Below are 12,936 nucleotides of genomic sequence, written 5' to 3'. Positions count from 1 at the left end.
TGGATACAAAAAAGCCGCCGGCGGGGTCCGCGGCGGTCTGTTCGAAACTGCTTGAGTGACATCAGGTCACGGGCTGTCGATTGCCGCCTTTATGAGAGGCGCCACCACCAACCGCTGGACAGGGTCATCATCGTGTTCATGGCATCGTCAGTAGCGCAATCGGCCGCCGCGCGCAACGGCCGATTGCCAGCGGGCCGGGGAGTTTTCTCCCGGCCGTTTTTGCGGGCCGAGATCAGTCGTCCTCGACGAACCGGCCAAGGCGCACCGCCGTCATGCCCTTTGTCAAGCGGCGGGAGGGCATGATCAGCACCATCCGGTCCTCCGGGGTGGTGACCGGCCGGTCGCCGTCATGGCCGATCACGGTGCCGGCCTTCTCGATGACTTCCTGTCCCTGATAGTCGGCGGCAAAGTGGAAGCTGTCGCTCTCAACGGTCACGGCCGAGACGATCTCGATGAAGCTTTGCGGCTCCGGCAGCAGGCGGGTGGCCAGCACCTCGGCGCCGAAGTCGGTCTCCACCGTGCCGCAGGCGCGCAGGAAGCGGATGCTTGCGTCGATGGCGACCTCGGCGCTCGATTTTTCCCAATGCTGGCCACATTCCACGAGAAGGGCGTTGCGCGGGCTTTGCGGATCGCCGAAGGCGGCATAGTCGCGCAGGCGCTTGCCCGCCGCGTGTCCCTCGTCGCTGACAACCAGTTGCGGCGCGCGCAAGGCCCGGGCCAGATCGCGGCCCTTGCGGTGGGCGCCAGACAGGATCAGCGGCGCGGTGGCGTTCTGCATGGAGTGCAGGTCGAGCAGCAGGTCCACCGTGTCGAAGAACGGGCGCAAGACGGCGGCCCGGCGCCGCTCCGCCGTCTTGCCGCCGGAAAGGGTCTCCGGTTGCCACAGCCGGTTCATGTCCTCATCGGCCCAGCGGGAGGCGAACGGGTCGGCCGGGTCGAACCGATCATAGGCATCGAGATTGACGAACACCAGCGACAGCCGCCCCTTCAGCGGTTTCACGTCCTGACGGAACAGCCAGTCGAGGGCGATGGGGCCGCAGAGTTCATTGCCGTGAACGATGGCGGAGATCGCCACATGTGGCCCCGGCCGGCCGCTGTCGAGGGTGGTGATCCCCTCAAGGCCGATGTTTCCTGCCCGATAGGGAGTGATGTCGACCTTCGGCAGGTCGATGGAAAACGGGGGCGTGCTCGTGGCGTCCATGCGGGCGGGGTCCTTGGAAGTGGCAATGGGTGTTGTCAAAAACGTCGGTGGGTCAGCGGCAGGCTTCCTCGATCAGCCGGTCGAGAAACGCGGTGCAGCTCTCCAGCTCGGCGATGGCGATGAACTCATCGGCCTTGTGCGCCTGCTCGATGGAACCAGGGCCGATGACGATGGTGGGAATAGCGCCGATCTCGACGAATTGCCCGGCCTCGGTGCCATAGGCCACCTTGCTGTGGCCGTTGCGGCCGGCAAGCCGCTTGGTCAGCCGGGTGATCTCCGCCTCCGGATCGGTGGCGAGCCCGGGGAAGGACGAGATTTCCTCGAATGCAATGCCAGTGCCGGCGGCCCGGGCGGTCATTTCCGGCTCCAGCTCCTCGCGGGCGTAGCGCATCACCTCGGAGACCAGTGCGTCCGCGTCCTGATCCGGCAGCACGCGGAATTCGAAGGCGAAGGTGCAAAGCTCGGGCACGATATTGAGCGCCGTGCCGCCGGCGATGGTGCCGGTATGGGCGGTGGTGACGGGAATGTCATAGAGCGCATCGCTCGGCCCTTCGGCCAGCGCGATCCCCATCTCCCGGACCCGGAGCAGCAGCCGCGCGGCATAGTCGATGGCGTTCACCCCATGCGGGGCCAGCGAGGAATGGCAGGGGTAGCCTGTGACGATGGCCCGGTAGGAGCGCTTGGCCTTGTGGCCGATCACCACCTGCATTTCGGTCGGTTCGCCGACGAAACAGGCGCGCGGTTTGGCGACCGTTTCCACCAGCTTGGTGATCAGGCTCGGCACGCCCTTGCAGCCCACTTCCTCATCGTAGGAAAAGGCCAGATGGATCGGCGCCTTGAGATCGCGGGCGGCCATCTCGCCAGCCTTCGACAGACAGCAGGCGAGGAAACCCTTCATGTCGCAGGCCCCGCGTCCATGGAGCCGGCCATCGCGTTCGGTCAGCGAGAAGGGCGCGCTGGTCCACTCCTGACCGTCGACCGGCACCACATCCGTATGACCGGAGAGCACGTAACCGGGCACATCCGCCGGGCCGATGGTGGCCAGCAGATTGGCCTTCTCGCCGGTCTCGTCGTAGATCCGCGTGGAAGGAATGCCACGCGCTTCCAGGAAGGCCTCGACCCAGGCGATCAGCTCCAGGTTGGAATTGCGGCTGGTGGTGTCGAAGCTGACGAGATCCCTGAGGATGTCGGTCGGCGATGGGGTCACGGTCTGCAGCATGAGGGTCCTCTGGTGGCCGGGTCAGGCCGGATGCGAATACGCATCCGCCGGCACGGTGCGGCGCGCGTATTCAATGAAACGCTGGGCGATCGGGGTGACCGGCCCGGCGGGCACGAAGAATTTGGTGACATAGTCCACGCGGGGGGAGAAACGGCGGAAGACGATGCCCTCATAAGGGCGCAGGCACACCGGAAACGGGTTGACGAGGCCGATGCCGACGCCCTCGCGCACCATCTCGCAAATGGCGATGCTGGTGGCCGTCTCCGCCTTGATGTCGCGCTGGATGCCCCGCTCAGTGAAGATCCGGTCGTAGACATTGCGCTGGTGAAAGCGCCGGGTCAGGGCGATGAACGGCTCGTCCGCGAGGTCTTCCGGGGTGATCTCCACCTTGTCCGCCAGCCGGTGCCCGGCCGGGATCGCCGCATGGGCGACCGCGTGGCGGAACGGATGAACGGTCAGCCCGTCATGGCGAATGAAGCCGTCGCTGATTCCGAGGTCCGCATTGTCGTCCGCCACTGCCGCCACGGCGTTGTTCGACATGCCGATTTCCAGATGGATCGTCGTGCCGGGGTTGTGCTTCAGGAAGGAGCCGGACAGCCAGGACATCAGCCGGTGGCTCAGGGTCGGCGGCGCGGCGATGCGCAGCCGCTTCGGGTTGGACTTGTTGATATCGGCGGTGCGCAGCCGCGCCAGGGTGGTGAAGATCGGTTCGATCTCCTCGTTCAGCGCCAGGCCTTCGGAGGTGGGCTGCAACCGGTTGCCGGTGCGGCGGAACAGCGGCTGGCCGAATCGCTCCTCAAGCTGGGCCAGCGCCCGGCTCACCGCCGGTTGGGAAATCCCCAGCCGATGCGCCGCCGCCGTCGTCTTGCCCTCGCTGATGACCGCCCGCAACACTTCCAGCTCGCGCAATGTGAAGCCGTTGCGCCGGGCGGAGCCGGCCTGTTCCCGATCCATCTATTTGCCTTGAGAATATCAGTATGTTGTTTTGTTATCGTTTTCAGATTGTCGATCATATAATCGCATAATAGCCTTCCCGACAAGCTGCCGGGGTTCACCGCGATCCTGCCCCGGCGAAACACAAAAGCGACAAGGGATCGGGAGGGGAGACTACCAAATGACGTCTGTTCGAACGCCGCTGTTGCGCGCGGCCGTGGCCTTTGCCTGTGCGGCTGCCGTGAGCGCCCCGGCGCTGGCATCCGATCTGCGAATCGGTGTGGCCTCGGAAGCCACCTCGATTGATCCGCATTTCCACAATCTGGGACCCAACAATCAGGTCGCGTCGCAGATCTTCGACCGGCTGATCAACCAGGGCGACCGGCAGCAGCTTCAGCCGGGGCTTGCGGTGTCGTGGAAGCCGATCGACAACACCACCTGGGAATTCAAGCTGCGGGAAGGGGTGACCTTCCATGACGGCTCGCCCTTCACCGCCGACGATGTGCTGTGCACCTTCGCGCGGGCGCCGGAGGTGCCGAATTCCCCGGCCAGCTTCTCCACCTACATCAAGGGCAAGACCTTCAAGAAGGTCGATGACTTCACGGTCCATGTGACGACCGACGAGCCCTATCCGACCATGGCCAACGACCTGTCGGTGATCCCGGTGATCTCCGATGAGGTCGGCTGCGGCGCCACCACCGCCGATTTCAACGACGGCAAGGCGGCGATGGGCACCGGCCCGTTCAAGTTCGTGGAATACGTGCCGGGCGACCGTATTGTGCTGGCCGCCAACGAAGACTACTGGGGCGGCCGTCCGGAATGGGACAAGGTGACGATCAAGCCGATCAAGGCCGGTCCGTCGCGGGTGGCCGCGCTCTTGGCCGGCGATGTCGACATGATCAGCGGCGTGCCGACCACCGACATTGGCACGTTGAAGGAAACCAAGGGCATCGTCCTGTCGCAGGGGGTGTCCAACCGGGTGATCTACCTGCATGTGGATCAGTTCCGCGAGGATTCGCCCTTCGTGAAGGCCAACGGCGGCGGCGACATCAAGAACCCGCTGCTCGACCAGAAGGTGCGGCTGGCGATTTCCAAGGCGATCAGCCGCGAGCTGATCCGCGACCGGGTGATGGAGGGGCTGTCGATTCCCGCCGGCCAGCTTCTGCCTGACGGCTTCTTCGGCGTCTCCGACAAGCTGAAGCCGGAAGCCTATGATCCGGAAGGGGCGAAGGCGCTTCTGGCCGAGGCCGGGGTGCCGGACGGGTTCGAGCTGACGATCCATGGCCCGAACGACCGCTACATCAACGACGCCAAGATCGTTGAGGGCATCGCCCAGATGCTGACCCGCGTTGGCATCAAGACCAAGGTCGAGACCATGCCGCGCTCGGTCTATTTCAAGCGCGCTTCCACCGGCGGGGAGGGCGGTCTGCCCGAATTCTCGCTGATCCTCGTCGGCTGGGGTGCCGGGTCGGGCGAAGCCTCTTCGCCGCTGCGCTCGCTGATTGCCACCTATGACAAGGAAAAGGGCATGGGCGCGGCAAATCGTGGCCGGCATTCCGATGCCAAGGTGGATGAGCTGGTCGAGCAGGCGCTGAAGACCGTGGACGATGGCAAGCGAGCGGCGCTGCTCGCCGAGGCGACGGAACGGGCGATGGCCAATCTGGCGATCATCCCGATCCACTACCAGGTCAACACCTGGGCCTCGCGGGAGGGGATCGTCTACACGCCGCGTTCGGACGAGTACACGCTCGCCCATTACGCCCGGTCCCAGTAACGGCTGAAGGTCCGGCGGGACGGGGACAAAAGCCCGTCTTCGCCCCGCCGGACTTCTTGGGGAAGCCCATGTCCCGGTTCGCCCGTTCTCCGCTGTCTTCACGTCTTTCGCGCCCCTCTGCGCTCCCGTGGAAAGATCCCGGCCCATGAGTGTTTTCATCCTGCGCCGCCTCATGCAGAGCGCTTTGGTGATGGTGGCGATGGCCGCCATCGTGTTTTTCGGAATGCATCTGGTCGGCGATCCGGTCGACATGTTCGTCTCGCCCGACATGGATCAGGCGGATATCGAGCAGGTGGTGCGCGCGCTCGGTCTCGACCGTCCGATCCTTGAGCAGTTCTGGGCCTTCGTCACCAGCGCCCTGCAGGGCGATCTCGGCCAGTCCTTCGTCTTCGGCCAGCCGGCGCTGGGCCTGATCCTGGAGCGGATGCCGGCGACCCTGGAGCTGGCCTTCATCGCCCTTCTGATGGCGATCGTTTTCGGCATCCCGCTCGGTCTCTACGCCGGTCTGAAGCCCGACAGCCCGGTGTCGCGCACGATCATGGCCGGGTCCATTCTCGGTTTCTCGCTGCCCACCTTCTGGGTCGGCATCATGCTGATCATGGTCTTTGCCGTCATGCTCGGCTGGCTGCCCTCCACCGGGCGCGGCGAGACCGTCGATGTGCTGGGCGTGCCCGTTTCCTTCCTGACCCTGGATGGCCTGCGCCACCTGATCCTGCCGGCCTTCAATCTGGCGCTTCTGAAGATTTCGCTGGTGATCCGGCTGACCCGCGCCGGTACCCGGGAGGTGATGCTGCAGGACTACATCAAGTTCGCCCGGGCCAAGGGGCTGGGGCGGGGCCGCATCGTCGGCGTTCATGTGATGAAGAACATCCTGATCCCGGTGGTGACGGTGCTCGGGTTGGAGTTCGGCTCGCTGATCGCCTTTTCGGTGGTGACCGAAACCATCTTCGCCTGGCCCGGCATGGGCAAGCTGCTGATCGAATCCATCCAGCAGCTCGACCGTCCGGTCATCGTCGCCTACCTGATGATGATCGTGTTCCTGTTCGTCGTCATCAATCTGGTGGTGGACGTCCTTTATTCGATCCTCGATCCGCGCGTGCGGCTCGGCGATCGCGGCGCGTGAGATCCGGCCATGACCACACCCAACACGCAACCGGGCGCCACGCCTCCCGGCGGTGCCGCGCTGGCGGCGGCGATGCCCGCCGTGCCCCCGGTGGAAAGCCCGCTCCGGCGCTTCCTGACCGACTTTTCCGCAAGCTGGCTGGCGCTGCTGGCGGCGCTGATGCTGGCGGTGATCATCCTGATCGCCCTGTTCGCGCCCTGGATCTCGCCGCAGGACCCGTATGATCTGGCGGTGGTGTCGATCTTCGATGCGCGCTTGCCGCCCGGCAGCACCAGCATGGAGGGCACCACCTTCTGGCTGGGAACCGATGGGGCCGGACGCGATCTCCTGTCGGCGATCTTCTACGGCCTGCGCATCTCGCTTTCCGTCGGCGTGATGTCCGGGATCCTGGCCATCATCGTCGGCATGAGCGTTGGTCTCGCCGCGGCCTATGCCGGCGGGCGCACCGAAACGCTGATCATGCGCGTCGTCGATCTGCAACTGTCCCTGCCGGCGGTGCTGATCGCGCTGATCCTGCTCGCCATTCTCGGCAAGGGCGTCGACAAGATCATCATTGCCCTGGTGATTGCCCAGTGGGCCTACTACGCGCGCACGGTGCGCGCCTCGGCGCTGGTGGAGCGGCGGCGGGAATATGTGGAGGCCGCCGCCTGTCTCGGTCTCGGCCATGCCCGGATCGTCTTTCGCCACATCCTGCCCAATTGCGTCGCGCCGCTGATCGTCGTCGGCACGGTGCAGACCGCCCATGCCATCGCCCTTGAGGCGACGCTCTCCTTCCTCGGCGTCGGCCTGCCGCTCACCGAGCCCTCTCTCGGCCTGCTGATTTCCAACGGCTTCGAATACATGCTGTCCGGCAAATATTGGATCGCCGTGTTCCCCGGGGTGGCACTGTTGCTGACCATCGTTTCCATCAACATCGTTGGCGACCAGTTGCGCGATGTGCTCAATCCGCGCCTGCAGAAGTGAGACGACCATGAGCCAAACCCCACCGGTGCTCCAGGTCGAGGACCTGCGGACCCATTTCTTCACGCGGGCGGGCGTTGCCCGGGCCGTCGACGGCGTTTCCTTCTCCCTTGGCCGGGGCGAGGTGATGGGGCTCGTCGGCGAAAGCGGCTCGGGCAAGACCGTGACCGGCTTTTCCCTGCTCGGCCTCGTCGATCCGCCGGGACGGATCGTCGGCGGGTCGATCCGGCTTGGCGGCGAGGAGCTGATCGGCCGCTCCGAGCGCGATTGGCAGGCGCTGCGCGGCACCCGCATCGCCATGATCTTCCAGGATCCGATGATGACGCTCAATCCGGTGCTGCGCATCGACACGCAGATGATCGAGGCGATCCGCGCCCATGCGCCGGTGTCCGAGGCGGATGCCCGGGAGCGGGCGCGGGCGGCGCTCGCCCGGGTCGGCATTCCCTCGCCGGACGAGCGGCTGGCGGCCTATCCGCACCAGTTCTCCGGCGGCATGCGCCAGCGGGTGGCGATTGCCATTGCCCTTCTCAATGAGCCGGATGTGATCGTCGCCGATGAGCCGACCACCGCGCTCGACGTCACCATTCAGGCGCAGATCCTCTACGAGGTGCGCAAGCTCTGCGCGGAAACGGGAATGGCGATGATCTGGATTACCCATGATCTGGCGGTGGTCGGCGGTCTCGCCGACAAGGTGGCGGTGATGTACGCCGGGCGCATTGTCGAGGAGGGGCCGGTGGATGCGGTGCTCGATGGGCCGCTGCATCCCTACACCCATGGGCTGGTCGGATCCGTGCCAAGCCAGAACCGGCGCGGCCAGAAGCTGACCCAGATCCCGGGCATGGCGCCGTCGCTGTTGTCGCTGCCGCCGGGTTGCAGCTTCGCCCCCAGATGCGCCCGTGCCGATGGCGCCTGCACGGCCATGCCGGATCTGGTGGCAGCCGGCGGCGACCGGGCCATGCGCTGCCATCATCCGCATCAGCCACCCGGTGAAACCGCAGTCCGGGCAACCGGCGAGGTGGCAGGCGAGACGGGGAGGGCGCGCGCATGACCGGCGAACAGCCATTGCTCCGTCTGGAGGGGGTCTCCAAGCGCTTCACCAAGCATCTTGATGCGGCGGAAAAACTGGTCAATCTCGTCGGTGGACGTCGCCGGGAGGAGGTGGTTCACGCGGTGGACGATGTCTCACTCGACGTGCGAGAAGGCGAGGTGGTCGGCCTTGTCGGTGAAAGCGGCTGCGGCAAGTCCACTCTTGGCCGGGTGGTCGCCGGGGTGCATCAGCCCAGCGACGGAAAGGTGATCTGGCGCGGCAAGAATGTCGCCGGCCTCAGCGGCGCGGCGCGGCGCGATGCGCTTCTGAAGATCCAGATGATCTTTCAGGACCCCATGTCCTCGCTCAACCCGCGCATGCGGGTGGCGGATATCATCGGCGAAGCCCCCCGGGTGCATGGCCTCGTCCCGGCCGCCGAGATCCCGGCCTATGTGGATGAGATGCTGCAGCGGGTGGGGCTCGATCCGGCCTACAAGACCCGCTATCCGCACCAGTTCTCCGGCGGCCAGCGGCAGCGCATCGGCATCGCCCGGGCGCTGGCGGTCAAGCCGGACTTCCTTGTCTGCGACGAGAGCATCGCCGCCCTCGATGTGTCGATCCAGGCGCAGGTGCTCAACCTGTTCATGGACCTGCGCACCGATCTCGGCCTGACCTATCTGTTCATCTCCCACGATCTCGGTGTCGTCGAGCATCTCTCCGACAGGGTGGTGATCATGTATCTCGGCCGGGTGGTGGAAAGTGCGCCGACCGAGGCGTTGTTCAGCGGGCCAAACCACCCTTACGCCCGCGCTCTGCTGGACGAGGTGCCGCGCATCGACCGGCGCAAGCGGGAGTTCCAGCCGGTCAAGGGCGAGATTCCGTCACCGCTCTCTCCGCCCTCCGGCTGCCATTTCCATCCGCGCTGCCCACATGCGACGGCGCGCTGCCGTGAAGAAGTGCCGCGCCTGCGCGAGATCGCGCCGGGCTGGACCTCCGCCTGCCATCTCAACGACGCGGGGGCGTGAGGGGATGACGGGTGCCGAGAACGAGGTCTTCACCCTGCGCTATCCGCAAGGGAAGCTGGTGCCGCTGCTGTTCGACAGCCCGCATTCGGGCACCTGGTATCCGGAGGATTTCGAGCCGGCTCAGCCGCCCGAGCGCTACCGCCGGGCGGAGGACATGTATGTGGACGAGCTGTTCGCCGCAGCGCCCGGCCTCGGCATTCCGCTGATGGCCTGCCGCGTCGGCCGGATTTACTGCGACGTTAACCGGGCGGTGGAGGACCTCGACCCGGCGAACGTGCGCGAGGCCGATGGGCTGCGGTTTGCCCCCGGCCCCAAGGCGCGGCTCGGCAAGGGGGTGATCTGGACTGCGACCCCGCCCGATGGTGCGCCGCTGCTCGCCCGGCCGCCGACCGGCGCGATGGTCGCCGCCCGTCTTGCCCGTGTCTGGCAGCCCTATCACGACGGGCTATCGGCGCTGTTGGAGCGGGTGCGCCGGGAGACGGGCGCCGCCGACGTCTATCACCTCGACCTGCATGCGATGCAGCCGATCGCCAATGTCATGCATGAGGATGCCGGCGGCGCGCCTCGGCCGGACATCGTGCTGTCGGACCGGGAGGGGACGAGCTGCGCGGGAGACTTCATTGACGCGGCCCGGGCGATTCTCCTGGACCTCGGGTTTTCCGTGCAGATCAACGATCCGTTCCGGGGGGCGGAGATCCTGCGCCGGCATGGCGATCCGGCCTCCGGGCGCCATTCGCTGCAGATCGAGGTCAACCGGGCGCTCTACATGGATGTGGAAACCTACCGGAAGACGGATGGTTTCGCCCCGCTGTGCGCCCGGCTGGAGCGGTTTTCCGCGCGCCTGCGGGATTGGGTCGCGGCCCGCTGAACGGCTTTTTGCGCAAGGTCCGCTTGATCTTTTCGTCTGGACGGGGCACCTCACTTCGGCACTGTTCGAACTCCCCCCAAGTCCCAAGGACGAGAAAGATCTCATGAACATCGGCTTGTCGCGCCCCAAGGATCAGATCCGCTGGCTGCTCCTGGAAGGCATCAGCCAGACCGCCGTCAATGTGCTTGGCACCGCCGGCTACACCAATGTGCAGCACCTGAAGACCGCGCTCGACAAGAAGGCGTTGATCGACGCGCTGCAGGGTGTCCACATGCTCGGCATCCGCTCGCGCACCCAGGTGGATGAAGAGGTGCTGGCCGCTGCCGGGACGCTGGTCGGCGTCGGTTGCTTCTCCGTGGGCACCAACCAGGTCGATCTGGTGGCCGCCAACCGGCGCGGCATCACCGTGTTCAACGCACCGTTTTCCAACACCCGCAGCGTTGCCGAACTGACCATCGCCGAGATCGTCATGCTGATGCGCGGCGCCTTCACCAAGTCGAGCGCCGCCCACAATGGCCGCTGGCTGAAAAGCGCCGCCGGCAGCAACGAGGTGCGCGGCAAGACCCTTGGCATCATCGGCTATGGCAACATCGGCTCCCAGTTGTCGATGCTGGCCGAGGGAATGGGCATGCGGGTGATCTACTTCGATCAGACCGACAAGCTGCGCCATGGCAATGTCGAGCCGGTGTCGGACCTGAAGGAGCTGCTGGCCGCCTCCGACGTGGTGTCGATCCATCTGCCGCAGACGCCGGAAACCCGTGGCATGATCGGCCGCGACGAGATCCGCGCCATGCGCAAGGGCAGCTACCTGATCAACAACGCGCGCGGCACGGTGCTCGACATTGAGGCGCTGGCCGAGGCGCTGAAGGACGGGCATCTTGCCGGCGCGGCGGTGGATGTCTTCCCGACCGAGCCGAAGTCGAATGACGAGGAGTTCATCAGCCCGCTGCGCGGTCTCGACAACGTGATCCTCACCCCGCATGTGGGCGGCTCGACCGAGGAGGCGCAGGAGCGCATCGGCGAGGAGGTCTCCCGCCGGCTCGTGGAATATTCCGACGTGGGCTCGACCATCGGCGCGGTGAACTTCCCGCAGGTGCAACTGCCCAAGGGCACCAACAACACCCGCTTCATCCAGGTGCAGCGCAACTCGCCGGGCGAGCTGGGCAAGCTGAACGATCTGTTCGCCACCTGGAAGATCAACATCGCTGCCCAGCACTACCAGACCGATGGCGAGATCGGTTATGTGGTGCTCGATGCCGATGGGCCGGTGGACCGGGCGGTCGACCTTCTGGAGGAAATCCGGGGCCTGTCCGGCACGATCCGCGCGCGGCTGCTCAACCGCGTTTGAGCCGCATGCCCTTTTCCCGCGAGGGAAGGTGCCCCACATATCGGAACGCTTCGCCGCGCAAGACGCGGCGGAGCAAGCGCGGCGAGGGATGAGGGCCATGCAACTGAATGCGGATTTTGCGGCGCCGGCGGTGGTTCATGCCGACCGGCTCGACTGGGTCCCCTCGCCAATGGCGGGGGTAAGCCGGCGGATGCTCGACCGGCTCGGCGGCGAAGTCGCCCGCGCCACCTCCATCGTCCGCTACGATCCGGGCAGCCGATTTTCCGCCCATACCCATACCGGCGGCGAGGAGTTCCTCGTGCTGGAAGGCGTGTTTCAGGACGAGCACGGCGACTATCCGGCCGGCACCTATGTGCGCAATCCGCCGGGCTCCTCCCATGCGCCGGCGGCGGCGGGCGGCTGCACCATCTTCGTCAAGCTCTGGCAGTTCGACCCGGACGACCGCACCCATGTGCGTATCGACACGGAGAAGGCGGCGCCAGTGCCCCATCGCGCCCGGCCGGGCGTCTCTGTGTTGCCGCTCTACCGCGACGCCCATGAGGATGTGCGCATCGAGGTCTGGGACGCAGGCAGCGACATTCGCCTGGCCGATGCGGGCGGGTTGGAACTCTTCGTGCTGGACGGCGGCTTCACCCATGACGGCGAGCAGCTTGGCAAGGATGCATGGCTGCGCCTGCCGCCGGGCATGGACCTCACCGCAAAGGTCGGGGCGTCCGGCGCGCGGGTCTATGTCAAATCCGGCCATCTGCGGTCGGTGACCGCGCCCCCTGATGCCTGAGCAGATCGGCTCTTGAGCCGGGCTACTTGAGGCGAGTTACTGGCGGATGGCCTCAAGGTCGAGGTAAATCTCCACCATGTCGCCGACAAGCTGGTTCTCCACCGCATAGACCATGCCGAAGTCGGAGCGTTTCAGCCGGGTTCTCGCGCTGATGCCGACCACATAGGTTCCGCCGAACGGGTAGGGGCCGATCTTGTTCAGGGTCACATCGAGCGTCACCGGCCGGGTCACGCCGCGCAATGTCAGATCGCCGGTCACGGTGCCGGTCCGGTCGCTGACCGGCGTGGCATCGGTCATGACGAATGTCATCAGCGGGAATTGCTTGGCGTCGAGGAAATCGGCACTGCGCAAGTGCTGGTCGCGCTGGGTGTGGTTGCTGAAGACGCTGGTGGTGTCGATGGTGACGCGAAGGTCGCTCAGCGCCCGGGTGTCCTCATCGTAGACGAACTGGCCTTCGCCCTTCAGGAACATGCCCCAGAGCCGCTCGTAGCCAATGTGCTTGGCGTTGAAGACGATGGAAAAATGCTCCGGGTCGATCACGAAGGTCCGGGGCTCGGCACTGGCTGGGGTCAGGGCGAGACAGAGCAGCAGCGCGCCGGCGCCGAGCCGACGGAGCGCCGTTGTCAGCCCGGCCGTTGTCAGCCAGGAGAGGCGGGGGCGTGCGTACGCCATATCCTTTA

General features: G+C 66.0%; 12 protein-coding genes. 8 read left to right on the top strand and 4 right to left on the bottom strand.

Annotated features, from left to right (window positions below):
- Positions 1 to 232: 232 nt before the first annotated feature.
- The 3 genes from IEV83_RS11780 to IEV83_RS11770 are packed head-to-tail and all read right to left on the bottom strand — an operon-like array spanning position 233 to position 3,374.
- Positions 233 to 1,201 carry a M14 family metallopeptidase gene (locus IEV83_RS11780; protein ID WP_181759054.1) on the bottom strand — a complete coding sequence of 323 codons (969 nt, stop codon included), beginning with the start codon at positions 1,199 to 1,201 and terminating at the stop codon, positions 233 to 235.
- 52 nt (positions 1,202 to 1,253) lie between these two features.
- The gene (argE, locus tag IEV83_RS11775; protein ID WP_181759055.1) at positions 1,254 to 2,420 is read right to left on the bottom strand and encodes an acetylornithine deacetylase; all 1,167 of its coding nucleotides are present in this window, start codon (positions 2,418 to 2,420) and stop codon (positions 1,254 to 1,256) included.
- A gap of 21 nt (positions 2,421 to 2,441) precedes the next feature.
- A complete protein-coding gene (locus tag IEV83_RS11770; protein ID WP_181759056.1) occupies positions 2,442 to 3,374 on the bottom strand; it encodes a LysR substrate-binding domain-containing protein in 933 nt (310 codons plus the stop codon).
- 160 nt (positions 3,375 to 3,534) lie between these two features.
- On the opposite strand from IEV83_RS11770, the gene IEV83_RS11765 reads away from it, so the two are divergent.
- The 8 genes from IEV83_RS11765 (at position 3,535) to IEV83_RS11730 (ending at position 12,256) form a co-directional block, all read left to right on the top strand.
- Complete coding sequence (locus IEV83_RS11765) at positions 3,535 to 5,127, top strand: ABC transporter substrate-binding protein (protein ID WP_181759057.1); 1,593 nt, start codon at positions 3,535 to 3,537, stop codon at positions 5,125 to 5,127.
- Positions 5,128 to 5,272: 145 nt separating this feature from the next.
- Positions 5,273 to 6,250, top strand: a complete 978-nt coding sequence (locus tag IEV83_RS11760) for an ABC transporter permease (protein ID WP_181759058.1) — start codon at positions 5,273 to 5,275, stop codon at positions 6,248 to 6,250.
- A gap of 72 nt (positions 6,251 to 6,322) precedes the next feature.
- Positions 6,323 to 7,213, top strand: a complete 891-nt coding sequence (locus IEV83_RS11755; RefSeq protein WP_209003141.1) for an ABC transporter permease — start codon at positions 6,323 to 6,325, stop codon at positions 7,211 to 7,213.
- 7 nt (positions 7,214 to 7,220) lie between these two features.
- Positions 7,221 to 8,258 (top strand): ABC transporter ATP-binding protein, encoded by a 1,038-nt coding sequence (locus tag IEV83_RS11750; RefSeq protein WP_181759060.1) that lies wholly within the window; start codon positions 7,221 to 7,223, stop codon positions 8,256 to 8,258.
- The gene (locus tag IEV83_RS11745; protein ID WP_181759061.1) at positions 8,255 to 9,262 is read left to right on the top strand and encodes an ABC transporter ATP-binding protein; all 1,008 of its coding nucleotides are present in this window, start codon (positions 8,255 to 8,257) and stop codon (positions 9,260 to 9,262) included. Before IEV83_RS11750 ends, IEV83_RS11745 begins: the two co-directional genes overlap by 4 nt.
- 4 nt (positions 9,263 to 9,266) lie before the next feature.
- Positions 9,267 to 10,130 carry an N-formylglutamate amidohydrolase gene (locus tag IEV83_RS11740; protein ID WP_181759062.1) on the top strand — a complete coding sequence of 288 codons (864 nt, stop codon included), beginning with the start codon at positions 9,267 to 9,269 and terminating at the stop codon, positions 10,128 to 10,130.
- A gap of 103 nt (positions 10,131 to 10,233) precedes the next feature.
- Positions 10,234 to 11,478, top strand: coding sequence for a phosphoglycerate dehydrogenase (gene serA / locus IEV83_RS11735; RefSeq protein WP_181759063.1), 1,245 nt, complete (start codon positions 10,234 to 10,236; stop codon positions 11,476 to 11,478).
- Positions 11,479 to 11,575: 97 nt separating this feature from the next.
- Positions 11,576 to 12,256 (top strand): cupin domain-containing protein, encoded by a 681-nt coding sequence (locus IEV83_RS11730; protein ID WP_181759064.1) that lies wholly within the window; start codon positions 11,576 to 11,578, stop codon positions 12,254 to 12,256.
- A 36-nt stretch (positions 12,257 to 12,292) separates the two neighbouring features.
- Here the strand turns inward: IEV83_RS11730 and IEV83_RS11725 are convergent, their stop codons facing one another.
- Entirely contained in the window at positions 12,293 to 12,928 is a 636-nt protein-coding gene (locus IEV83_RS11725) for a YceI family protein (RefSeq protein ID WP_181759065.1), read from the bottom strand.
- Between the last annotated feature and the right edge of the window lie 8 nt (positions 12,929 to 12,936).

Origin of the sequence: Stappia taiwanensis, assembly GCF_014635285.1 — a bacterium.
GTDB classification, from domain to species: domain Bacteria; phylum Pseudomonadota; class Alphaproteobacteria; order Rhizobiales; family Stappiaceae; genus Stappia; species Stappia taiwanensis.
The sequence above is the reverse complement of the archived record's forward strand: the minus strand, read 5'-3'. Positions and strand labels throughout refer to the sequence as shown.

What these genes read in the sequence shown, in the direction of transcription:
- IEV83_RS11780 (WP_181759054.1), bottom strand. Translation starts at nt 1,201, where the DNA reads ATGGACGCCACGAGCACGCCCCCGTTTTCCATCGACCTGCCGAAGGTC.
- argE (WP_181759055.1), bottom strand. Translation starts at nt 2,420, where the DNA reads ATGCTGCAGACCGTGACCCCATCGCCGACCGACATCCTCAGGGATCTC.
- IEV83_RS11770 (WP_181759056.1), bottom strand. Translation starts at nt 3,374, where the DNA reads ATGGATCGGGAACAGGCCGGCTCCGCCCGGCGCAACGGCTTCACATTG.
- IEV83_RS11765 (WP_181759057.1), top strand. Translation starts at nt 3,535, where the DNA reads ATGACGTCTGTTCGAACGCCGCTGTTGCGCGCGGCCGTGGCCTTTGCC.
- IEV83_RS11760 (WP_181759058.1), top strand. Translation starts at nt 5,273, where the DNA reads ATGAGTGTTTTCATCCTGCGCCGCCTCATGCAGAGCGCTTTGGTGATG.
- IEV83_RS11755 (WP_209003141.1), top strand. Translation starts at nt 6,323, where the DNA reads ATGCCCGCCGTGCCCCCGGTGGAAAGCCCGCTCCGGCGCTTCCTGACC.
- IEV83_RS11750 (WP_181759060.1), top strand. Translation starts at nt 7,221, where the DNA reads ATGAGCCAAACCCCACCGGTGCTCCAGGTCGAGGACCTGCGGACCCAT.
- IEV83_RS11745 (WP_181759061.1), top strand. Translation starts at nt 8,255, where the DNA reads ATGACCGGCGAACAGCCATTGCTCCGTCTGGAGGGGGTCTCCAAGCGC.
- IEV83_RS11740 (WP_181759062.1), top strand. Translation starts at nt 9,267, where the DNA reads ATGACGGGTGCCGAGAACGAGGTCTTCACCCTGCGCTATCCGCAAGGG.
- serA (WP_181759063.1), top strand. Translation starts at nt 10,234, where the DNA reads ATGAACATCGGCTTGTCGCGCCCCAAGGATCAGATCCGCTGGCTGCTC.
- IEV83_RS11730 (WP_181759064.1), top strand. Translation starts at nt 11,576, where the DNA reads ATGCAACTGAATGCGGATTTTGCGGCGCCGGCGGTGGTTCATGCCGAC.
- IEV83_RS11725 (WP_181759065.1), bottom strand. Translation starts at nt 12,928, where the DNA reads ATGGCGTACGCACGCCCCCGCCTCTCCTGGCTGACAACGGCCGGGCTG.